21 protein-coding genes and 2 tRNA genes are annotated in these 21,211 nt (G+C 73.0%); 10 read left to right on the top strand and 13 right to left on the bottom strand.

All coding sequences use genetic code 11. The annotated features are described in order from the left end of the window. Positions 1-246: 246 nt before the first annotated feature. Positions 247-1,086 carry a PHP domain-containing protein gene (locus MNY62_RS09650; RefSeq protein ID WP_242343940.1) on the bottom strand — a complete coding sequence of 280 codons (840 nt, stop codon included), beginning with the start codon at positions 1,084-1,086 and terminating at the stop codon, positions 247-249. Positions 1,087-1,169: 83 nt separating this feature from the next. On the opposite strand from MNY62_RS09650, the gene MNY62_RS09645 reads away from it, so the two are divergent. The 3 genes from MNY62_RS09645 (at position 1,170) to MNY62_RS09635 (ending at position 3,937) form a co-directional block, all read left to right on the top strand. Next, complete coding sequence (locus tag MNY62_RS09645) at positions 1,170-1,646, top strand: RrF2 family transcriptional regulator (protein WP_242343939.1); 477 nt, start codon at positions 1,170-1,172, stop codon at positions 1,644-1,646. A 77-nt stretch (positions 1,647-1,723) separates the two neighbouring features. Continuing rightward, positions 1,724-2,896, top strand: a complete 1,173-nt coding sequence (locus tag MNY62_RS09640; RefSeq protein WP_242343938.1) for a homospermidine biosynthesis protein — start codon at positions 1,724-1,726, stop codon at positions 2,894-2,896. 9 nt (positions 2,897-2,905) lie between these two features. Next, complete coding sequence (locus MNY62_RS09635) at positions 2,906-3,937, top strand: agmatinase family protein (protein ID WP_242343937.1); 1,032 nt, start codon at positions 2,906-2,908, stop codon at positions 3,935-3,937. 92 nt (positions 3,938-4,029) lie between these two features. Here the strand turns inward: MNY62_RS09635 and MNY62_RS09630 are convergent, their stop codons facing one another. Genes MNY62_RS09630 through MNY62_RS09620 form a run of 3 tightly spaced genes read right to left on the bottom strand, consistent with a single transcriptional unit; the run spans position 4,030 to position 6,755 of the window. Further along, positions 4,030-4,569 carry a CvpA family protein gene (locus MNY62_RS09630; RefSeq protein WP_242343936.1) on the bottom strand — a complete coding sequence of 180 codons (540 nt, stop codon included), beginning with the start codon at positions 4,567-4,569 and terminating at the stop codon, positions 4,030-4,032. After that, entirely contained in the window at positions 4,566-5,132 is a 567-nt protein-coding gene (locus MNY62_RS09625) for a J domain-containing protein (RefSeq protein WP_242343935.1), read from the bottom strand. Before MNY62_RS09625 ends, MNY62_RS09630 begins: the two co-directional genes overlap by 4 nt. A gap of 15 nt (positions 5,133-5,147) precedes the next feature. Then, entirely contained in the window at positions 5,148-6,755 is a 1,608-nt protein-coding gene (locus tag MNY62_RS09620) for an Hsp70 family protein (protein ID WP_242343934.1), read from the bottom strand. Between the two features lie 195 nt (positions 6,756-6,950). On the opposite strand from MNY62_RS09620, the gene MNY62_RS09615 reads away from it, so the two are divergent. After that, positions 6,951-7,799: a class II glutamine amidotransferase gene (locus tag MNY62_RS09615; RefSeq protein ID WP_242343933.1), complete on the top strand. Its 849-nt coding sequence runs from the start codon at positions 6,951-6,953 to the stop codon at positions 7,797-7,799. Positions 7,800-7,809: 10 nt separating this feature from the next. Here MNY62_RS09615 and MNY62_RS09610 read toward each other — a convergent pair whose 3' ends face one another. After that, positions 7,810-8,859: a deoxyguanosinetriphosphate triphosphohydrolase gene (locus tag MNY62_RS09610; protein WP_242343932.1), complete on the bottom strand. Its 1,050-nt coding sequence runs from the start codon at positions 8,857-8,859 to the stop codon at positions 7,810-7,812. Positions 8,860-8,891: 32 nt separating this feature from the next. Next, positions 8,892-9,689 carry a myxosortase MrtX gene (gene mrtX, locus MNY62_RS09605; protein ID WP_242343931.1) on the bottom strand — a complete coding sequence of 266 codons (798 nt, stop codon included), beginning with the start codon at positions 9,687-9,689 and terminating at the stop codon, positions 8,892-8,894. A gap of 172 nt (positions 9,690-9,861) precedes the next feature. Here mrtX and amrB point away from each other — a divergent pair, with 172 nt between their 5' ends. Continuing rightward, positions 9,862-10,659: an AmmeMemoRadiSam system protein B gene (gene amrB / locus MNY62_RS09600; RefSeq protein WP_242343930.1), complete on the top strand. Its 798-nt coding sequence runs from the start codon at positions 9,862-9,864 to the stop codon at positions 10,657-10,659. Positions 10,660-10,673: 14 nt separating this feature from the next. Here amrB and MNY62_RS09595 read toward each other — a convergent pair whose 3' ends face one another. Together MNY62_RS09595 and MNY62_RS09590 are read right to left on the bottom strand one after the other, a co-directional pair. Then, positions 10,674-11,684 (bottom strand): zinc metalloprotease, encoded by a 1,011-nt coding sequence (locus MNY62_RS09595; RefSeq protein ID WP_242343929.1) that lies wholly within the window; start codon positions 11,682-11,684, stop codon positions 10,674-10,676. Next, a complete protein-coding gene (locus tag MNY62_RS09590; protein ID WP_242343928.1) occupies positions 11,681-12,193 on the bottom strand; it encodes a hypothetical protein in 513 nt (170 codons plus the stop codon). Before MNY62_RS09590 ends, MNY62_RS09595 begins: the two co-directional genes overlap by 4 nt. Positions 12,194-12,230: 37 nt before the next feature. Between MNY62_RS09590 and gltX the strand changes: the two genes are divergently transcribed. From gltX to MNY62_RS09570, 4 genes are all read left to right on the top strand, one after another. After that, positions 12,231-13,646, top strand: a complete 1,416-nt coding sequence (gene gltX / locus MNY62_RS09585) for a glutamate--tRNA ligase (RefSeq protein WP_242343927.1) — start codon at positions 12,231-12,233, stop codon at positions 13,644-13,646. A gap of 98 nt (positions 13,647-13,744) precedes the next feature. Beyond that, on the top strand, positions 13,745-16,060 hold the full coding sequence (locus MNY62_RS09580; protein WP_242343926.1) for a glutamine--tRNA ligase/YqeY domain fusion protein: 2,316 nt from the start codon (positions 13,745-13,747) through the stop codon (positions 16,058-16,060). A gap of 12 nt (positions 16,061-16,072) precedes the next feature. After that, entirely contained in the window at positions 16,073-16,588 is a 516-nt protein-coding gene (locus MNY62_RS09575) for an arsinothricin resistance N-acetyltransferase ArsN1 family A (RefSeq protein WP_242343925.1), read from the top strand. 105 nt (positions 16,589-16,693) lie between these two features. After that, positions 16,694-17,281 carry a DJ-1/PfpI family protein gene (locus MNY62_RS09570; RefSeq protein WP_242343924.1) on the top strand — a complete coding sequence of 196 codons (588 nt, stop codon included), beginning with the start codon at positions 16,694-16,696 and terminating at the stop codon, positions 17,279-17,281. Positions 17,282-17,328: 47 nt separating this feature from the next. On the opposite strand, the gene MNY62_RS09565 is transcribed toward MNY62_RS09570, so the two are convergent. Beyond that, complete coding sequence (locus MNY62_RS09565; RefSeq protein ID WP_242343923.1) at positions 17,329-18,219, bottom strand: alpha/beta fold hydrolase; 891 nt, start codon at positions 18,217-18,219, stop codon at positions 17,329-17,331. A 191-nt stretch (positions 18,220-18,410) separates the two neighbouring features. Between MNY62_RS09565 and MNY62_RS25555 the strand changes: the two genes are divergently transcribed. Then, positions 18,411-19,862, top strand: coding sequence for a hypothetical protein (locus MNY62_RS25555; protein ID WP_279426352.1), 1,452 nt, complete (start codon positions 18,411-18,413; stop codon positions 19,860-19,862). Between the two features lie 161 nt (positions 19,863-20,023). Here the strand turns inward: MNY62_RS25555 and MNY62_RS09550 are convergent. From MNY62_RS09550 to MNY62_RS09535, 4 genes are all read right to left on the bottom strand, one after another. Then, positions 20,024-20,098: transfer RNA gene (locus MNY62_RS09550), tRNA-Glu, on the bottom strand. A gap of 67 nt (positions 20,099-20,165) precedes the next feature. Next, positions 20,166-20,239, bottom strand: a tRNA-Gln gene (locus tag MNY62_RS09545). A 5-nt stretch (positions 20,240-20,244) separates the two neighbouring features. Beyond that, entirely contained in the window at positions 20,245-20,589 is a 345-nt protein-coding gene (locus tag MNY62_RS09540; protein WP_242343942.1) for a hypothetical protein, read from the bottom strand. A 74-nt stretch (positions 20,590-20,663) separates the two neighbouring features. Then, entirely contained in the window at positions 20,664-21,209 is a 546-nt protein-coding gene (locus tag MNY62_RS09535; RefSeq protein WP_242343921.1) for a hypothetical protein, read from the bottom strand. Positions 21,210-21,211 lie beyond the last annotated feature (2 nt).

The following is a 21,211-nucleotide window of genomic DNA, read 5'->3' as shown; positions in this document are numbered from 1 at the left end:
AGCGCGGACTCCTCCCGCTAAACGACCGAGCATGATTCGGAAACAGACAACGAGCGAAGCGAGCCCGCCGGGGCGACACCGCGATAGCGGCGAAGCCGCCCGCGGTGGCGCACGGGACCCGGCGAGCCGGGGTGGGGCCCCGACGAGCTCTGCTCGGCGGGGCGGGGGCGCAGCCCCCGTCGGAACATGCCTAAACGACAGCGCGATTCGCGACACCGCAGGTGATCGCGAATTGCGAACTGTCGTTTAGGGCCTTCGCGCCTCGAGGCGCGCGAGGTCCGCCTCGCTCATGGTGACGTCGCCGAAGTGGCGATCCGGGGAGATCGCCGGACCGTGGAAGTCGGACCCCGCGGTGGGCACCAGATCGAGCGCCTGGGCCGCGCGGTGGTACTTCTCGCGCACGGACGGGTTGTGGTCGGCGTGCAGCACCTCGACGCCTTCGACGCCGAACGCGCGCAGCCGCTCGAGGTCGCCGCGCTCCAGGCCCGACACGCCGGGATGCGCGACGGTGGTGGTCCCGCCCGCGGAGCGGACGAGCCGTACCGCCTCGTCGGCCTCCAGCCGGTAGCGCTGCACGTAGGCCGGCCGGCCTTCACCGAGGAAGCGGTCGAACGCCTCCTTCACGTCTGCGACCACCCCCTGCTCCACGATCGCCCGTGCCACGTGCGGCCGGCCGATCGTCTTGCCGCCGCTGTACTTCTCGATGTCCTCGACGCGCAGGCGGACCCCGAGCGCCGCGAGCTTCTTCACGATCTGCTCCATGCGGCTGCGCCGCTGGTCCGCGAGGAAGTCCTCGAAGCGCTTCAGCCCGGGGTGCCCGGGATCCACGAAGTGCCCGAGCAGGTGGATCTCGCGCCGGTAGAGGAAGGCGGAGAGCTCGATCCCGGGCACGAGCCGGACACCGAGGCGATCCGCCGCGTCCTTCGCGGCGGGCAGCCCCGCGACGGTGTCGTGGTCACAGAGCGCCCACACCTTCACGCCCGCCGCGGCGGCGAGGCCCGCGACGTCCACGGCGGAGAACTGGCCGTCCGAGGCGAGGCTGTGCGAGTGCAGGTCGATGAGGCCGTCGGCGCGGGGGCCAGCCATTAAATGTCCACCTCGTGCGTGCTACAATAACGGCTTTCAAGCAGCGCGCTCGGCAGGAGAGGCGGCGCGCGAGGAAGGCCCCGATGCAGCACGTACTGCGTATCTCGCGGAAGATCGATTACGGGCTCCGGGCGATGATCTACCTCGCCTCGATCCCGCAGGAATCCGTGGTGCCCTTCCGGGAGATCGCGCGCCAGATGGACGTGCCGGAGGACTTCCTCGCGAAGATCCTGAAGACGCTCGTGGACCAGAGCCTCGTGAAGTCGACGCGCGGACCGCACGGCGGCTACGCGCTGGCGCGCTCGCCGAACGAGATCAGCTTCCTCGACGTGATCGAGGCGGTGGAGGGTCCGGTCGCCCTGAACGTCTGTCTCGACGGAGAGGACGCCTGCGGTCACTCGACGGCGTGCACCATGGTCTCGGTCTGGCGGCAGGGGCAGGAGCGGATGCTCGACGTGTACCGGCAGGCGAAGCTCGCCGAGCTCGCGTTCAAGCCGGCAGACGACGGGCAGATCGGCCTCGTCCAGCTCCAGCTCCAGGCCTCGGCCCGCGAGGCGTGATTGACGGGGCCGCGCCCGGCCCCCTGCCCGCCGTTCCTTGACGCTCTCCGCGGCGGCCGGTAACTTCCGCGCCCGCCATGGCCCAGAACTCCAAGGTTCTCCGGAAGAAGTACCTCTCCCGCCCCCCCGTCGAGCCGATGCGGCTCCGGCCGGGGATGTCGGTCGAGGATCTCGTCGACGTCTACCGCCGCGCCGGCGCCTTCAACGGAGGCCGGCTCGCGGAGGGCTGCGACCTGTTCGGCCGGATGATCGACTCGGGCGCGACGATCGCGCTCACCGTCACGGGCGCCATGGCGCCCGCGGGGCTGGGTGGCGCGATCCAGGCGATGATCGAGGCGGGCTTCGTCGACCTCGTCATCTCGACGGGCGCGAACCTGTACCACGACCTCCACTTCGCGTTGAAGCTGCCGGTCGTCCAGGGCCACTTCCACGTGGACGACAAGGAGCTGTACCAGGCTGGCATCGAGCGCATCTACGACGTGTTCATCACCGAGGACTCGCTCCTCGACACGGACGCGTTCGTGCGCGAGGCGCTCGAGAAGGCGCCCAAGGCGCTGCGCGCCCGCATCTCCACGCCGCAGCTCCACCACTACCTCGGCCAGCTCGTGAACCAGCAGGCGCCGCTGCCGGAGAAGAGCTGGGTCGCGACCGCCGCCCGGTACGACGTCCCGGTGTTCACGTCCTCGCCGGGCGACTCCTCGATCGGCATGAACGTCGCCGCCATGAAGCTCCGCGGCGGCGAGACGACGATCGACCCCGACCTCGACGTCCTCCAGTCGACGGCGATCGTCTACGACGCCAAGGTGAACGGCGTCGTCATCCTCGGCGGCGGCTCGCCCAAGAACTTCTACCTGCAGACCCAGCCGACCCTCTGGCAGATCCTCGACCTCAACCGCGGCGGCCACGAGTTCGTCCTGCAGATCTCGACGGACTCGCCGCAGTGGGGCGGCCTCTCGGGCGCGACGCCCTCCGAGGCCATCAGCTGGGGCAAGGTGCAGGCGAACATGATGAAGAACCACGTCGTGGTCTACTCCGACACGACGATCGCCGCGCCGCTCGTGTTCGCGTACGCGCTCGCGACGCGCAAGAAGCGCAAGCCCAAGCGGCTCTTCAAGCGCCTCCCGGACATGTACGAGACGCTCCGCAAGGCCCACGAGAAGAAGCACCCGGGGTCGGGCGCGCTGCCGGAGATGCGCGACTCGGGCAAGGCGAAGACCGTCGGCCCTGGCCGCGCGCTGCCGCGCCGTTAGACGTCCACCATGTCCTTCGATCCCTCCGCCGCGGCCCAGCCGGGCTCCGGCGTCTTCGGCCTCCCGCACTCGGAGGAGGACGCCGGCGTCGTCCTCGTGCCCGTGCCGTTCGAGGCGACGACCTCCTACGGCGGCGGTACGAACCGCGGGCCCGAGGCGATCCTGTCGGCGAGCCGCCAGGTCGACCTCTTCGACGTGGAGACCGGCCGGCCCTACGAGGCCGGCATCCACATGCTCGAGGTGCCCGAGGCCATCGCGCGGCTCGACGAGGAGGCGCGCGCGGCGGCGGCGCCGGTCATCGCGGCCGGGGGAGTGGTGGTGGGCCGGGAGGACCTCGCCCGCGCCGCCCAGGCGGTGGACCGGGCGTGCGAGCAGGTGAACCGGTGGGTGGAGGAGCGCGTCGAGGGGCTGCTCGCGCGGGGCAAGCGCGTCGGCCTCGTCGGCGGCGACCACTCCACGGCGCTCGGCTGCATCGCCGCCCACGCGCGCCGCCACCCCGGGCTCGGCGTCCTGCACGTCGACGCCCACGCCGACCTGCGCGTCGCTTTCGAGGGGTTCACTTACAGCCACGCCTCCGTGATCTACAACGCCGCCGAGCGCTGCCCCGGCATCGGGCGCATCGTGCAGGTGGGGCTGCGCGATCTGTCGGAGGAGGAGCACGCCTACGCCGGCCGGTCGAGTGGGCGCATCGTGCAGCACCACGACGCGCGGCTCGCGCAGGCCCGCTTCGACGGCGAGCCCTGGGCGGCCACCGTCCGGCGCATCGTGGAGCCGCTCCCGCGCGACGTCTACGTGTCGTTCGACGTGGACGGCCTCGACCCGACGCTCTGCCCGCACACGGGCACGCCCGTGCCGGGCGGCCTCTCGTTCCAGGAGGCGACGGCGCTCATCGGCGGGATCGTCCGGAGCGGCCGCCGCATCGTCGGCTTCGACCTCGTCGAGGTCGCGCCCGATCCGGAAGGCGGCGAGTGGGACGGCAACGTCGGCGCGCGCCTGCTCTACAAGCTCATCGGCTGGATGCTCCGCTCGCGGGCGGCCTGATCCGCGGCCGAACGCGCCCGTGACGGGTCGCCCTCGCGCCGCGGCGCCGCTCGGGGTTGCGCGCCGCCTGGCCTGAGCGCGGCCTGGGGACCTCACCGCCTCTCCGGCTCGCCCTCCCCGCGCGTCCGGAACCGCTCGAGCGTCCGCGCCCCGTCCGGCGCGACGCGCTCGACGAGGTCGTATCGCCCGGCGAGATCCACGAGCTGGCTCGAGCGCAGCGCACGCGAGAGCCCCTCGGGCGCGAGGCGGCCCGCGAGGGCGAGGATGGAGAGCAGCACCCAGGCGCCGAGCGCGCCCTTCAGGCCGCCGAGGAGCGCGCCCAGCCCGCGGTCGGCGGGACCGCGCACCGCGCGCGCCGCGGCGGTGCCGCTCAGGAGCGCGCCGCCCACGAGCGAGACCAGCGCGGAGACGCCGAGGAACAGGAACGTGGGCGCGACGACGCGCGCGACCGGCGCGGAGGCGAGCCGGCCGAGCCCGGCCGCGATGGGGGCGGCGAGGTGGTGCGCGGCGAGTCCCCCCGCGACCACGGCGGCGAGCTGGACGAGCTGCCGGAGGGCCCCCGAGGACGCGCCCAGGGTGGCGGCGAGCGCCACCGCCGCGATCACCGCGAGGTCGATGGTCGAGCCCGTCACTTGATCTTGAAGACGTCGCCCTTCGCGCGCCCCTTGTCGAGCTCGCGCTGCACCGTCGCGAGCTGCTCCTTGAAGCGGGCGTTCTCGGGCTCGTACATGAGCGCGCTCTTCAGCGCACGCTCGGCGCCCTCGAGGCGCGCGGCCTCGAGCTCGACGAGCGCCGCGGCGTAGAACTTCCGGCCGTTCGGGGTCTGCCCGAGCTGCTCCTCGAGCTTGCGCTTCTGCTCGTCCTTCACCGCGGCCTCCTCGACCTCGGTGAAGCGCAGCTTCGCGGCGCGGTCGGGCCCCGAGACGTCGGCCTGGTAGCGCGCGCGCTTCCGATCGTCGCGCAGCACCGTGTACGCCTCGTTGATGCGCCGGTAGATCCGGCCGACGAGGTCGCGCAGCGCGGCGTTCGGGAACGCGGCGAAGCGGTCCGGGTGGTACGCCCGCGACTCGCGGTAGTAGGCGGCCTTCAACTCCGCGGGCGTGGCGCCCTGCGGGAGCTTCAGGATGGCGAAGTAGTCGAGCTGGTCGAGCGAGCCCGCCAGCGTCTCCACCTCGATGAGGAACTGGGCGTCCATCGTCGTGACTCCTGCCTACGCCCGCGGGCCGCGGGCGAGCTCGAGCTCGGCGTTGTGGTCGATCGCCGCGCGGAGGTCCTTCTCGGAGAGCCCCGACGAGAGGCTGATCGTCGTGGAGGTTCGCTGGCCCGTCTCGAGGTCCGCGGCGGAGACGTTCACGATGCCGTTCGAGTCGATCTCGAACGTCACCTGGATCTGCACCGCGCCGCGCTGCGCCACGCGGAAGCCCTTGAACTCGAACTCGCCGAGGAGCTCGCAGCCCTCGGCGCGGTTCGACTCGCCCTGGTAGACGCGGATCTTCACGCGGTCCTGGCCGTCGCGGCTCGTCGTGAAGGTCTTCGACTTCTCGATGGGGATGGGGGTGTTCTTCTCGATGATCTTCTCGGTGAAGCCGCCGACGGTGCCCACCCGGAGCGAGAGCGGGGTCACGTCGAGCAGGTAGCTCGCCTGGCCGTACTCGGCGGCGTTCCGGTTCAGGAGCGCGTGCGCCTGGAGCGCGGCCCCGACGGCGACCGCCTCGTCGGGATCCACCCCGGACATCGGCTCCTTCTGGAAGTAGTGCCGGACGCTGTTGCGGACGATGGGCAGCCGCGTCGGGCCGCCGACCAGGATCACCGCGTCGACGTCGCCCGCGGTGAGCCGCGCCGACTGCAGCGCCTCGTCGCAGACCTTGAACGTGCGCTGGACGAGGTCCATCACCATCCGGTTGAACTGGTCGGTGGTGAGCTTGCCCCGGAGGTCGAGCACCTCGCCTTCCGGCGACTGGCAGATCCCGGGGACGTGGATGCTCGCCACGCCGTCGCGGCCGACCTCGATCTTCGCGCGCTCGCCCGCCTCCTTGAGCATCTGCAGGCAGAACCTGTTCTGCCGGAGGTCGAGGCCGTGACGCGTGAGGAAGTCGTCCGCCAGCCAGGTCATGATCCGGTCGTCGAAGTCGTCGCCGCCGAGGTACGTGTCGCCGGCGGTCGAGAGCACCTCGAAGACGTCCTTGCCGATCTCCAGGATCGACACGTCGAACGTGCCGCCGCCGAGGTCGTAGACGCAGATCTTCTGCGAGATGTCCCGGCCGAAGCCGTACGCGAGCGCGGCCGCGGTCGGCTCGTTGATGATGCGGAGCACCTCGAGGCCGGCGATGCGGCCCGCGTCCTTCGTCGCCTGGCGCTGGTTGTCGTTGAAGTACGCCGGGCAGGTGATGACCGCCTTCTTCACCTCGCGCCCGAGGGCGGTCTCGGCGATGGCCTTCATCTCCTTCAGGACGAGCCCCGAGATCTCCGGCACGGCGAGATCGCGCTCGCGAACCTGGAGACGGACCGCGTTGTTCGGCCCCTCCACGATCCGGTACGGCATCACCGCCTGCGCCTTCTTCACCTCGTCGGAGAAGAAGAACCGCCCGATGAGCCGCTTCGCCGAGTACACCGTGCTCTCGGCGTTCGTGATGATGTTCTTCTTCGCGTCGTTCCCGACGAGGACCGAGCCGTCCTCGAGGAAGGACACGACCGACGCGTGCGTGCGGTCCCCCCACTCGTTCGGGAGTACCTGCGGGGACGCGCCCGCCTCGGTGACGGCGGCGACGGCGCTGTAGCTGGTTCCGAGATCGATTCCGACCGCGATGTCGTCGCTCATGGATGTTGTCCAGCGGTTTCGCCGGGTTAGCGCATCCTAGCGGCGGGCTCGCAGGGCTGTCAAACGAGCGACCTCTCCCTCGTGTGGGCGCTCGCCGACCGGTACCCGGCCCCGGGGCGCGCGCGCGGTTATTACTGTTTCGAGCGGCGCGGTGATCTCTCGCCGCAGGGTCTTCGACCCGAGGAGAACGGATAGATGGGCGCCCTCGTCGCGGTCCTCCAGACCGATGACAGCCTGCTCCGGTGCCAGCTGGAGCGGCTCAGGTCGCACGTGTCGCTGCAAGGCGAGGGGGACACCCTCCCGCTGGCCTACGGCTTCGGTTACTACGCCGCGGGGAACGTGCTGCTCGGGAAGCGCCCCTCCGGCGCGACCGCGCCGCTCGCGCTCCCCGAGCTCGTCGGGAAGGTCGACTCGGAGGCGCTGCTCATCCACGCGCGCCTCTCGTCCGGCCTCGCGCTCAAGGACGAGAACACCCAGCCGTTCCGCTACCGCCGCTGGCTCTTCGCGCACGCGGGGACCATCGCCGGGTGGGAGGGCATCCGCCCCAAGCTCCTCTCGGCGGTCCCGGACCACCTCCGCAGGCAGATCGCCGGCGAGAGCCCCTCCGAGCATGCGTTCATGCTGTTCGCGAAGCACCTCAAGGACGACGGCCGCCTCGACGACCTCGACCTCGACGCGGCCACCGCCGGACGCGCGCTCGCGAGGACGGTGCGGCAGCTCGAGGCGTGGGCGCGCGAGGCGGGCGAGCAGAAGGCGAGCCCGCTCGTGTTCGTCGCGACGAACGGGCGGATCATGGTCGCGACGCGCCGCGCCGGCCCGCTGTTCTACGCGCTCTACGAGGGCATCGTCCCGTGCGCCCTCGACCAGATCGGCCTCGACACGCCGGAGAGCGACCCGCGGGTGCGGCCGCACCGCCGCGTGAAGGCGGTCGCGTTCGCGACGCGGCTCCTCGCGCCGAACGGCTTCATCGAGGTGCCGGAGGGGAGCGTCGTCGCGGTGAGCCGCTCCCTGCAGGTGTCGGTGTCGAGCCTCAACGGTCCCTGAGCGGCGGCCGTCAGACCACGCTCCACGGACGCGGGACGAAGATCGCCTCCCACACCCCGATCGCGAAGCGATCGGTCATCCCCGAGAGCCAGTCGATCACCGCCCGCTCCGGCGGATCGCCCTCGCGCGCGACCACGCCGTGCCGCTCGCGCAGCCGCGCGAGATCCTCGAGGCACCAGCCGTGGAGATCGCGCAGGATCCGCTGCGCCTTCACGAACTCGTCGTGGACCACCGGGTTCTCGTAGACGCGCGCGTACAGGAAGTCGCGCAGCGCGAGCAGCGCCTCGTGCACGTCCGGCGACATCTCGATGTGGCCGCCCCCGTCCACGTCCGAGCGGCGGATGACGTCGCGGATGAGGGTGCGGTACCGCGAGGTGGCGCCGCCGCCGAGCACGCCGCGGATCGCCGCCGGGACGTCCGCCTCCTCGAAGAGCCCCGCGCGCACGGCGTCGTCGAGATCGTGGTTCACGTACGCGATGATGTCCGCGAGCCGGACGATCTCCGCCTCGAGCGTGAGCGCCTTCGCGCCGCTCCCCTTGAGGAGCACGTTCCCCTTCCCCTTCGAGTGGCGCAGGATCCCGTCGCGCACCTCGGCGGTGAGGTTCAGCCCCTGCCCGTCGTTCTCGAGCACGTCGACGACGCGCACCGACTGGATGACGTGGTGGAAGCCGCCCGGCACGACGTCGTTCAGGATGCGCTCGCCGGCGTGCCCGAACGGCGTGTGGCCGAGGTCGTGGCCCATCACCATCGCCTCGACCAGCATCTCGTTCAGCCGGAGCGCGCGGGCGATGGAGCGCGCGACCTGCGCGACCTCGAGCGTGTGGGTGAGGCGTGTGCGGTAGTGGTCGCCGCGCGGCGCGAGGAAGACCTGCGTCTTGCCGGCGAGGCGGCGGAACGCCTTCGAGTGGACGAGCCGGTCCCGGTCGCGCTGGAACGAGGGGCGCTCGTCGTCCTCCGGCTCCGGGCGCTCGCGGCCGCGGGACTGCGACGCCCGCGTGGCCCGCGGGTGCAACGTCCGTTCCTCGAGCTCCTCGAGCATCTCGCGGATGGTCCCGGGCATGCGCGGGTTTCTAGCGCCCGGCTCCCGGCCTGTCACCCGTAGAAGCTCGCCTCGAGCGTCGCGAGGAAGACGTTCGAGAGCGCGTGCACCACTACGGGGGCGACGAGGCCGCCGGTTCGCTCGCGGACCCACCCGAACAGGATCCCGGGCAGGAAGGTCGCGAGCCGCCACGGCTCGAGCACGACGAGGTGGCCGAGCGCGAAGAGCACCTGCGTCCACAGGAACCCCGCGCCGAGGCGCGCGCCGAGCACCGTGACGCCGCGCTCCGGGGCGGAGCGGGCCCAGCTCGTCTGCATCCAGCCCCGGTAGAAGAGCTCCTCGGGCGCCGCGACGACGAGGAACTGCACCACCACGAGGAGGAGCACGCGATCCGGGAGCCGCGGCGAGAGCCGCGGGGCGATGCCGTACGGCGCGACGATGCGTGCGATCGCCCCCGGGACGTGCGGGAGCGCCTCCGCGTAGAGCCAGAACAGCGCGCCGAAGACCGGGAACACCACCGCGCAGACGAGGAGCCCCTGCAGCGCGCCACGGCCGAGCGCGCGCCGCGTGTCCGCGTCCCGCGGCGCGAGGCGCGGTACGCCGTACGCGGTCCACGGCTCGTGCCTCGCCCGCAGGCGGCCGTCGGGGAGCGCGATGAACAGGAAGGCGGCGATTCCGGCGAGGTTCCCGGCGAGGAGGCCGGTCGGCTCGACGTACGAGACGAGCTTCGCGAGCGCGAGCCCCCCGATGGCGAGGAGCCAGGTGCGCATGAGCACGCGCGGCGGCTCGGGCGCGGGCGTCCTCCTCTCGAGCGGGGTCGCGGCGCGCGTGTCGGCGGACGTCCTCTGCACCGGGCGGGGATCGCACGGGTCGCGCGGAGCGTCAACCCGGCTGCGTGTGCGCGCGCGTGCGCCGCGGCGGTACGAGGGAGCGCCCGCGCCGCTGCCTCGTCGGGGTCGGCCCATCGCCGTCCGGCCCGCCGCGGGCGGCGATCGTCCGCGGCCGCGCCTCTATACTCGCCGCATGGATCGCGCCCCCGCCGTGGCCGGCCGGTTCTACACCGCCGAGCCGGCCGCCCTCGCCTCGCAGGTCGACGGGTTCCTCTCGTCCGCGGGCGAGAAGCTCCGCGCGCGCGGCCTCGTCGCTCCGCACGCGGGCTACGTCTACTCCGGCGCGATCGCGGGCGCGATCTACGCGCGCGTGGAGGTCCCCCGGCGCGTCGTCGTGCTCGGCCCGAACCACAGCGGGCTCGGCGCGGCCGCCGCGCTCTGGCCGGCGCAGGGCGCGTGGCGCACGCCGCTCGGCGACGTGCCGGTCGACGCGGACCTCACCGCCGCGCTCGCCGCCTCGCCGCTCGTCACGCCCGACACGCGCGCGCACCGGCTCGAGCACGCGCTCGAGGTGCAGGTCCCGTTCCTCCAGCGCGCGCGGCCCGGCGTCACGATTGCCGCGCTCTGCCTCGCGCACCTCGCCTTCGAGGACTGCGTGGAGATCGGCGGGACCGTCGCGGAGGCCGCCTCCGCCGCCGGCGCGCTCGTCGTCGCCTCGAGCGACATGAGCCACTACCTCCCCGCGGCGGTGGCGCGCCGCAAGGATCACCGCGCCATCGAGCGGATCCTCGCGCTCGATCCGGAGGGGCTCTACGAGGTGGTCCACGCCGAGGACATCTCGATGTGCGGCATCGTCCCGGCCACGGTGATGCTCGTCGCTGCGCGGCTCATGGGCGCGACGCGCGCGGAGCTCGTCCGCTACGGCCACTCCGGCGAGGTGACCGGAGACGACGACCAGGTCGTCGGCTACGCGGGGATCGCGGTGGCCTGAACGGCGCGGCCGCGTCAGCGCCGGCGGCCGCGCCGCGCGAGCGCGACGAGCGCGAGGAGCGCCGAGGCGAGCCCGCCCGCCCCGCCCCCAGACGCGCAGCCGCCGCCGCCGCTCGCCTTCACGGGCGACGTCCAGGTCGCGCCGCCGAACGGATAGATGGCGCAGAGCCCGGCCCGGTCGTCGTCGGTGAGGGTGCGCTTCGAGACGTCGCCCAGGGTCGCGGCCGGGAACATGACGAGGGGCCTGTAGACGCTGGTCTTGGGATTGCAGTCGCTGTTGCCGAGCGTGCACGGATGGGCGAGGCCGATGAAGTGGCCGATCTCGTGGGTCGCGTTCGACTGCAGGTCCACGTAGGTGCAGCCGCTCTGGCCGTAGGCGGAGCAGGGCGGCTGGGCGGCGGGCGTGCAGGTGAAGTACCAGCCGTCCGGCGGCTGCGTCGATACCCCGCCGGGACTGAGCGAGCTGCCGGCCGGGAGCTGGCCCCTCCAGTCCGCGAGCTCGATGTCGGCGTCGTAGATCCGCCCGGAGTGGGCGTCGTGCGTGACGGTGGTGATCGCGATGGTCGCCCGGTCCGCCGGCAGCGCGTCCTCGAAGCAGTCGTAGGTGTTCGCGCAGGTGCCCGAGTCCCAGCACGCGTCGGCGGGCAGCGCGACCTCGGAGCACCAGCCCTCGCGGAAGATCACCAGGTTCTCGTTCCGGGCGGCCCGCGGGTCGAACCCGACGGTCGCGACGTCCGTGAAGCCCTGGTCCAGGAGCTCGAGATCGGTGCAGTCCTGCACGGCGCCGGTCCAGGTGCGGAACGCGGCGCGCACCGCCTCGATCGCGGCGGTGTCCGCGTACTGGGAGGCGTCCGAGCAGGACGGAGCGGATGGCCCGCGGCGCGGGTTGATCTGGTAGCCGACCTTCCGCTCCTGCCAGTAGAACGGGGCGCCTTCGCGGCTCGTGCTGCGCACGTAGGCGCGGGCGGCGGGCGCGAGGAGCAGCGCCGCGAGGGCGGCGGCGAGCCGGACCGTGCGCGGGCTCACCGGGCGCTCCGGACGCGCTGCTCGAGCTCGACGACGGACATCCGTCCGACCGCGCGCTCTCCGGCAGCGAGCCCGCGCGGCGCGAAGCGCGCGCCCGCGGTGCCCGGCGTCGCCATCCCGTCCTCGATCCGGTACTTCCCGAGCGCGAGGCCGTTCACGCGATAGGTGTGCCCTCGCCGGCCCGCGAAGACGACGACCTCCTCGCCCTCCTCGAACGTCGGCGCGGCGTCCACCTCCTGCGCGAGGTCGCCCACCGTGCCGCCGGGCACGAGCAGCGTGAGCCGCTCGCCCGGCCGGCCCTTCCACGCGCTCGTCACGCGCACGACGACCTCGGTGAGGATGCGGGAGCCAGCCCAGCGCGAGCCGACGCGCTCGACGACGCCGCGCACCACCGTCTCGGAGGTGCGCGCGGTCTCCTCGACGCTCGTCTCGAGGAAGGTCGCGGCGCGCGCCGCAGAGGGCGCGCCCGCGAGCAGGGAAGCGAGGAGGAGCGCGGCCGTTGGTTTCATCAGCGCACGATTCTACCCATGCTAGGTTCCGCCCGCCATGGACACACCCCGCGTTCGCTTCGCCCCTTCTCCCACCGGATACCTGCACATCGGGGGTGCGCGCACAGCGCTCTTCAACTGGCTGTGGGCGCGCCGCAACGGCGGCACCTTCGTGCTGCGGATCGAGGACACGGACCGGGAGCGCTCGACGCAGGCGGCGGTGGACGCGATCTTCGACGGCATGCGCTGGCTCGGCCTCGACTGGGACGAGGGACCGGAGGTCGGCGGCCCGCACGGGCCCTACTTCCAGACCGAGCGCCTCGGGATCTACGCGGAGCAAGCGGAGAAGCTCATCCGCGAGGGCAAGGCGTACGCCTGCTACTGCACGCGGGAGACGCTGGACGCGCAGCGCAAGCAGGCCGAGGCCGAGAAGCGCCAGTTCCGCTACCCCGGCACGTGCCGCAACCTCCCGTACGACCCGTCGCGGCCGCACGTCATCCGGTTCCGCGTGCCGGAGACCGGCTCGACGACGTTCGTCGACCTGGTGAAGGGGCCGATCGAGACGCCGCACGAGGTGCTCCAGGACGAGGTGATCCTGCGCGGCGACGGCGTGCCGCTCTACAACTTCGGCGCGGTCGTCGACGACGTGACGATGCGGATCAACCTCGTCGCGCGCGGCGACGATCACGTGAACAACACCGCCCGGCAGATCCTCATGTACGAGGCGCTCGGGTACCCGGTCCCGAAGTTCGCGCACCTGCCGATGATCCTCGGCGCGGACAAGGCGCGCCTCTCGAAGCGCCACGGCGCGACGAGCGTCACCGCCTACCGCGACATGGGCTTCCTGCCCGAGGCGGTGGTGAACTACCTCGTGCGCCTCGGCTGGTCCCACGGCGACCAGGAGCTCTTCACGCGCGAGGAGCTCGTCCGGTACTTCGACTTCAAGGACGTCGGCGCCACCGCGGGCGTGTTCAACCCGGAGAAGATGGCCTGGGTGAACCACGAGTGGCTGAAGAAGCTCTCCGACGAGGAGCTCGCCCGGAGGGCCCTGCCCTACTTCCTCGCCGCCGGGCTCCCCGCCGCCGACGACGCGAAGCTCCGCCACGTCTGCGCGGTGGCGCGCGAGCGCGCGCGGACCTTCGGCGAGTACGTGCAGCAGTTCCGCTACTTCTACGCGCCGATCCAGCTCGACCCGAAGGCGAAGGCCAAGTTCCTGACGGCCGACACGAAGCCCATCCTCGAGGCCGTCCGCGCCGGCCTCGCCGCGCTCGAGACGCTCGAGACCGAGGCGATCGAGAAGCTCTTCCACTCCGAGGCGGAGCAGCGCGGGCTCGGGCTCGGCAAGATCGCCCAGCCGGTGCGCGTCGCGCTCACCGGCGGCACGGCCTCGCCCGGCATGTACGACGTCGTCCAGATCCTCGGGAAGGAAGAGACGCTCCGGCGGCTCGACGACGCCATCCGGCTCGTCGGCTGACCCCCGCGGGAGCGCGCGAGGCGGCGCATTCGAGAGGCCCGCGGGGGCCGCCGCAGGGTTGCGAGGCGTGGCGCGCTGCGATACCACCATCGGCCACCATGAGCGACGCCCCGCGCCCCTCGAACTTCCTCGCCGACATCGTCGAGGCGGACCTCCGCGCCGGCCGGAACGGCGGCCGGGTGGTCACGCGCTTCCCGCCCGAGCCGAACGGCTTCCTGCACATCGGCCACGCGAAGTCGATCCTCCTCAACTTCGGGCTCGCCCGGGCGTACGGCGGCCGCACCCACCTGCGGTTCGACGACACGAACCCGGTCACCGAGGAGACCGAGTACGTCGAGGCCATCCAGGCGGACGTGCGCTGGCTCGGCTGCGAGTGGGGCGAGCACCTCTACTACGCGTCGGACTTCTTCGAGCGGATGTACGCGTGCGCCGAGCGGCTCGTCCGGGACGGCAAGGCGTACGTCGACAGCCAGACGCAGGACCAGATCCGCGAGCAGCGCGGCAGCTTCGAGCGACCGGGAGTGAACAGCCCGTTCCGAGATCGCCCGCCGGCGGAGAGCCTGGACCTCCTCCGCCGGATGCGCGCCGGCGAGCTGCCGGACGGCGCGGCCGTGCTGCGCGGCCGGATCGACATGGCGCACCCGAACGTGCTCATGCGCGATCCGCTGCTCTACCGGATCCGGCACGCGAGCCACCACCGGACCGGCGACCGGTGGTGCATCTACCCGATGTACGACTTCGCCCATCCGCTCGAGGACGCGTTCGAGGGCGTGACGCACTCCATCTGCACGCTCGAGTTCGAGTCGAACCGCGAGCTGTACGACTGGGTGCTCGACAGCCTCGGGCCGTGGGATCCGCGCCCGCGGCAGTACGAGTTCGCGCGGCTCTCGCTCGGCTACACGGTGCTGTCGAAGCGCAAGCTCCTGCAGCTCGTGAACGAGCGGCGCGTCTCCGGCTGGGACGACCCGCGCATGCCCACCATCGCCGGCATGCGCCGGCGCGGCGTGACCCCCGAGGCGCTCCGCGACTTCGCCGACCTCATCGGCGTCGCGAAGAACAACAGCGTCGTCGACATCGGCAAGCTCGAGTTCGCCATCCGCGGAGACCTCGAGGGGCGCACCCCTCGCGCGCTCGCGGTGCTGAACCCGCTGCGGCTCGTCGTCGAGAGCTGGCCCGCGGACCGGACGGAGGAGCTGGACGTCCCGTGGTGGCCCGGCGAGCCCGCCCGCGGCGGCAGCCGCAAGGTGCCGTTCGGCCGGGAGCTCCTCATCGAGCGGGACGACTTCTCCGAGGAGCCGCCCAAGGACTGGAAGCGGCTCGCCCCCGGGCGCGAGGTGCGGCTCGCCGGCGGCTACGTGGTGCGCTGCGAGGGGGTGGTGCGCGACGCGTCCGGCGCGGTCACCGCGGTGCGCGCGACGCACGACCCGGCCTCCCGCGGCGAGGGCGAGCGGCGCAAGGTCTCGGGCACGATCCACTGGGTCCACGCGACGCGCTCCGTGCCCGCCGAGGTCCGGCTCTACGATCGGCTCTTCGCGGTCGAGCAGCCCGACGCCGAGCCCGACTTCCTCCAGGTGCTGAACCCCGACTCGCTCGTCCTCGCGAAGGGCGCGCGCGTGGAGGCGGCGCTCGCCGATGCGGCGCCGGGCACCCGCTGGCAGTTCCTCCGCCAGGGCTACTTCTTCGTGGACCCGGTCGACTCGCGGCCGGGGGCGCCGGCGTTCAACCGGACGATCACGCTCAAGGACACCTGGGCCGCGCGCACCGCGGCGAAGCCCGAGGCGCGCCGCGCGAAGCGCGAGCCCGCGCCGGTGGACGGCCAGGGAGCGGCGGCCGCTCGGAAGGGCCGCGCGGAGCTGCGCGCCGAGGCGCGCGCCGCGGACCCGGAGCTCGCGGCGCGCCACGCCCGCTACGTCGGGCTCGGGCTCTCGGAGGAGGAGGCCGACCTCCTCTCCGGCGACGCCGCCGTCGCGACCTGGTTCGACGCCGCCGTCGCCGTCCACCCGAACGCGCGCTCCGTGGCGCGCTGGCTCCTGAACGACCTCGCCGGCCTCGCGCGCGAACGCGCCCTCGCGTCGCTGCCGCTCGCGCCGGACGCGTTCGGCCGGCTCGTCGCGCTCGTCGACGCGGGTCGCCTCACGCCCGCGGCGGGCAAGGCGCTCCTCGCCGAGCTCGTCGAGAAGGGCGGCGATCCCGAGGCGCGCATGAAGGCCCTCGGCCTCGAGAAGGTGGACGACCGCGCCGCCGTCGAGGCCGCCGTCGCGCGCGCACTCGAGGCGCGCCGGGCCGAGGCGGACCGCTACCGCGCCGGCGAGAAGAAGCTCTTCGGCGTGCTCGTCGGCGCCGCCATGCGCGAGACCGGCGGCGCCGCCGACGCGGCGCTCGTGCGCAAGGTGCTCGAGGAGAAGCTCGCGTAGCCGGGGCGCGCCGTGGGAGCCCGCGTCGATCCCGTCCCCGTCGCGTGCCGGCCCGCCCGCCCCGAGGACGCGGACGCGATCGCCCGCATCTACAACCAGGGCATCGAGGACCGCTCCGCCACGTTCGAGACCCGGCCGCGCAGCGGCGCCGAGGTGGCGGAGTGGCTCGCGAACCCGGTCGTCGTCGCGGAGGACGCGGGCGCCATCCTCGGCTACGGCGCCCTGTTCCCCACGAGCGCCCGCCCCTGCTACGCCGGCGTCCTCGAGCTCGCGGTGTACGTCGCCCGCGACGGGCGCGGGCGGGGCGTCGGCCGCGCCCTCGGCGAGGCCCTGCTCCAGGCCGCCGAGGCCGCGGGCGCGTGGAAGATCGTCGGCAAGCTCTTCCTCGAGAACCACGCGAGCGCGTCGCTCGTCCGCTCCCTCGGGTTCCGCGAGGTCGGTGTCCACCGCCACCACGCGCGGCTCGACGGCGCCTGGCGCGACGTGCTCCTCGTGGAGCGGCTCCTCGGGGACGCTCGCGAGGGCTGAGGCGCGGCGGGGGCGCGGCCGGCCCTCGTCGGCCCCACAAGGCACGGGCCGGCCCGAGGTCCCCAGACCATCCTCGCCCCATCCCGCTCCGGGAGGAGGAAGCGCATGGCCGCGAAGAAGATCCTCATGCTCGTCGGCGACTTCGTCGAGGACTACGAGGCGATGGTGCCGTACCAGATCCTCACGATGGTCGGTCACACGGTCCACACCGTCTGTCCGGGCAAGAAGCCCGGAGACACGGTGAAGACGGCGGTGCACGACTTCGTCGGCGATCAGACCTACGTCGAGCTGCCCGGGCACCGCTTCGCGATCACCGCCGCCTTCGAGGAGGTCCGGCCCGGCGACTACGACGCGCTCGTCATCCCCGGGGGGCGCGCGCCCGAGTACCTGCGGCTCAACCCGCGCGTCATCGAGCTCGTCCAGACCTTCGCGCGCGACGAGAAGCCCATCGCCGCGATCTGCCACGGGCCGCAGATCCTGGCGGCGGCGGGGGTCCTGAAAGGGAAGGCCTGCCTCGCCTACCCTGCCGTCGGCCCGGAGTGCACCGCCGCGGGCGCGCGCTTCGGCGAGGTGAACGCGACGGCGTCGAACGCGCTCACCGACGGGAAGCTCGTCACCGCGCCGGCCTGGCCCGCGCACCCCGAGTGGATGCGGCAGTTCCTGATGGTCCTGGGCTCGCGCGTCGAGGCGTAGGGGTTCGCGGCGGGAGGACGGCGCCGCGTCGTCCTCCCGCCCGAGCGCTACCGCCGCGCGGTTTCGGCGAGCCAGGTGAGGATCGCCCGGTTCACCTCGTCGGGCGCCTCGTTCTGCACGAAGTGCCCCGCCTCCGGGACGAGCACCACGGCGGGCGCGTTCCCCGGCGCGAACCAGGGCGCCATCTTCTCCGGCGCGATCGTCTCGAGCCCGAGGAAGCGGTCCCGGACACCCCACACGACGAGCGTCGGCGCGGCGACCGGCCGCGTGCGCGCGTCGCGCCCGAAGGATCCGCCTCCGCGAAACGCGGCCCGGTAGTAGCCGAGCGCGGCCGCCGCGGCGTCGGGTGACGCGAACGCCTCGCGGTAGGGCTCGAGCTCGTCCCTCGGGAAGGCGTCGCGCCGGTACGCGCCGCCGCGCAGCGCCCGCGCGATCGCCGCCGCGTGGTCGCGCGCGAGGAGCCGCTCCGGCAGCCACGGGAGCTGGAACGCGAGCATGTAGCGCGAGCGCAGGAGCTGGCGGGGGTTCACGAGGAGCTCCCGGGCGAGCGTGGCCGGGTGCGGGCAGTTGAGCACCACGAGCCGTTCCACCACCCGCGGCGCGTACGTCGCGGCTGCCCACGCCATCGCTCCGCCCCAGTCGTGCCCGCACACGATGGCGCGCTCCCGCCCGAGCGCGCGCACGAGCCAGGCGACGTCGCCGGCGAGCGTCCGGAGATCGTAGGGGCCCCGCCGCTCGGTGCGGCCGTAGCCGCGCAGGTCCGGCGCGACGGCGCGGTAGCCAGCCGCCGCGAGCGCGGGGAGCTGGTGCAGCCAGGAGCGCGAGAGCTCCGGGAAGCCGTGCAGCAGGAGCACGAGCAGGCCGTCCGCGGGGCCCGCCGCGAGGGCGAAGAACCGCAGCCCGTTCGCCTCCAGCTCGACTGTCTCGAGGGGGGTCAAAGAACGTTCACTAACGATGCGTTCGACTCCCCGCGAGAATTCGCCCGGGGTCATCCGGCCTCTCGAGCCCCTGTCCCGCCCGCGGGGGACCCCGCTTCCAGCCGACCCGGCCATCTGGTACACGATGGGTGCAGCGTCAATCGGTCGCACGCCATTTGGTCAGGCGAGCGCCGTTACTCGTTGGGGGTTCAATGATCAGAACTGTCCGGCTTCTTCTCTTTCCCCTCCTCGCCCTGACGATCGGCGCCGGCTGCAGCGGCTCCGGCTCGAGCGATCCTGGTGAGCCCGGCTCCAACACCCCACCGCTGGAGGGCTGGTTCGTCGCGACCGGCGGGTCGGACAGCGCGGCCGGTACCCGGCAAGCGCCGTTCGCCACGACCGCGCGCGGCATCGCGGCGGCCAGCGCGGCGGGCGGAGGCGACGTGCACGTCGCCGCAGGCACCTACCCCGGCACGCTGGAGCTCGCGAGCGACGTCGCCGTGTACGGCGGGTACGACGCCGCCTGGGTCCGCAATCCGTCCGTGAACGTGACGGTCGTGCAAGGCGGCACGGACGACCTGGACGGCAACGACGGAGTCTTCGGCTCGGGGGTGAGGAACGTCCTCCTCGACGGGGTCACGATTCGCAGCGCGGACGCGACTGTGCCCGGGAGGAGCTCGTACGGCGTTCGGCTCCTCTACTCCTCCGGCGTCCGCATGCACGCGGTCGTGATCGAGGCGGGCGACGGCGCGGACGGCCTCCCGGGCGGGAAGGGTCCCGACGGGCAGGCGGGCCAGCCGGGCCTTGCCGGAACCCCGGCGTGCACGAAAGACACCGCGTGTACTGGCGCGGGCGGCTCCGGGGCAGGCGGCGGGGCCCCTGGCGGCGTCGGCGGAACCGGCGGGTTCGGCGACAACGGGAGCGCCGGCGAGCGGGGCGTGGGGCTGGGCGCCGGCGCAGGCGGCGCAGGTGGCCTCATGAACGGCACCTCGACGACCATCGCCGGCAAGAGCGGGTTCGCGGGAGCGAGCAGAGGAACGTCGGGCGCCCCCGGCCGCGGCGGCGCCTCGTTCGGCGCCGATAAGGACGGCCGGTACCTGCCGGCCCCCGGCTTCGTGGGCGAGGCGGGCACGTTCGGCGCGGGCGGCGGCGGCGGCGGCGGCGGAGGCGGTACCGCCACCTTCGACACCACGAACGGCCTCGTCGAGCAGAGCACCGGCGCAGGCGGCGGGGGCGGCGGCGGCGGGGGCGGCGCCGGGGGCGGTGGCGGCGGCGGCGACGGCGGTGGCGGCTCGTTCGGTGTCTTCCTCGTGAACTCGACGGGGATCGCGCTCGAGGACGTCCGGATCGTCACCGGCAACGGCGGGAACGGCGGCGCAGGGGCGCAGGGTGGAGCGGGCGGCGCCGGCGGAGCGGGCGGTCTCGGCGGAACCGCGGGGACGACCGGGGCCGGCGCCGGGGGCAACGGGGGCGCAGGCGGGACCGGCGGAGCGGGCGGCCCGGGCGGCGGCGGCGGCGGCGGGCCGTCGATCGGGATCTTCGAGGACCCGTCGAGCATGAGCACGCGCCAGACCGTCGACTTCACGCTCGGCGCTGGAGGCGTCGGCGGGACCTCCCCGTCCGCGGGCGAGGTGGGCGTCGTGAGCCGCTCGTACCCGCTGTAGATCGGGAGCTGAAAAAACGAGCCCCGACTCCTCGACGCCGAGGGGCGGGGCTCTGCTTCTTGCGCCCTCGGTAGCCGCTCAGGCGCGCGGCACGAGACACCGCGCCGGCGTGACGGCTGAAAAGAAAAACCCCGCCTCCTGGACAAGGGAGGCGGGGCAAATGGTGACCCGTACGGGACTTGAACCCATGCTCTCGGCGTGAGAGGCCGATGTCCTAACCGCTAGACTAACGGGCCAACAGCGGGCGCTTATGTATCCGCGAGCGGTTCGGCAGTCAACGCTCGCCGTGCTTCTTTTTGTTACTGGCTGGGGGACTAGGATTCGAACCTAGATAGCCAGATCCAGAGACTGGCGTCCTGCCGTTAGACGATCCCCCAGAAACCTATTTTCTCTTCACGAGCACGAAGACGCGGGTCTCGCCCTTCAGCTCGTAGACGTTCAGCCCTTCCCACTGCCCCGGCTTCGCCGCCTCCGGGTTCTCGATGTGCACGGCCTTCACGGTGGGCTGGTCCGCGATCGGCCTTCTCCTGAACTTCCCCGGCGAGTAGACCGTCCGGAAGAACTTCAGCGTGTCGTCGTAGCTCTTCGAGACCCGGTACCGGTTCTCGCCGACCTTGACCGCCTCGTCGGGGAGGACCGCTCCGGCGACCCGCTCAGCGAGCGCGACGCCCGGCAGCGTGATCAGAACCGCTGCGAGCGCGGCCTTATAGCGAGGCGGAAGGGGCACAGTCAAGCGGCACGTGTACCGGCCCGGGCCGCGCGCGTCAACCGCCGAGATCGGCCCCGTCCGTCGGCGCGCGCTCACCGCCAGACCCCCACCAGCTTGCCCTTGTGGCCGGCCTCGCGCAGCTTCACCTCGCCCCGCTTCCAGGCCGCGCCGGCGTGCGGACCGACCCAGAAGCCCTTCGGGTCGCTCCTTCGCCAGTTCTTGCGGAACAGGTCGTGGACCTCCTGGAAGAGCGACTTCAGCGCGAGCGGCTTGCCGAGCCGGGTGTTCGCGTCGTCGGTCACGTCGAGCTCCGCCCACAGCCGGCCGGCGACGAGCTCCCCCTCCGCGTTGGGCAGCGAGCGCTCGTAGTGGATCACGGGCGAGGGGATCTCCTCGATCTCGAGCATGCCCCTGTCGCGCCCGCGCTTCACCGGGTGGACGATCACGGGCCCGAGCCGCTCCAGGGCGAGGTAGTAGGCGGACTGGTCGAGCTGCGCGACGAGGTCGGGCGCGACGCGCGGCGCCGTGTAGCCGGGCGGCACGAGCTCGGGGTAGACGGTGATCTCGCGACGCTCGAGGTGGCGGAAGAGCGCCCGCTCGTCGTCGGGGAGCATGAAATAGTGGAGGGTCGCGGCCATGG

It is taken from the genome of Anaeromyxobacter terrae, from assembly GCF_022690685.1.
GTDB classification, from domain to species: domain Bacteria; phylum Myxococcota; class Myxococcia; order Myxococcales; family Anaeromyxobacteraceae; genus Anaeromyxobacter; species Anaeromyxobacter terrae.
This window is presented reverse-complemented; position numbering and strand designations above follow the sequence as displayed.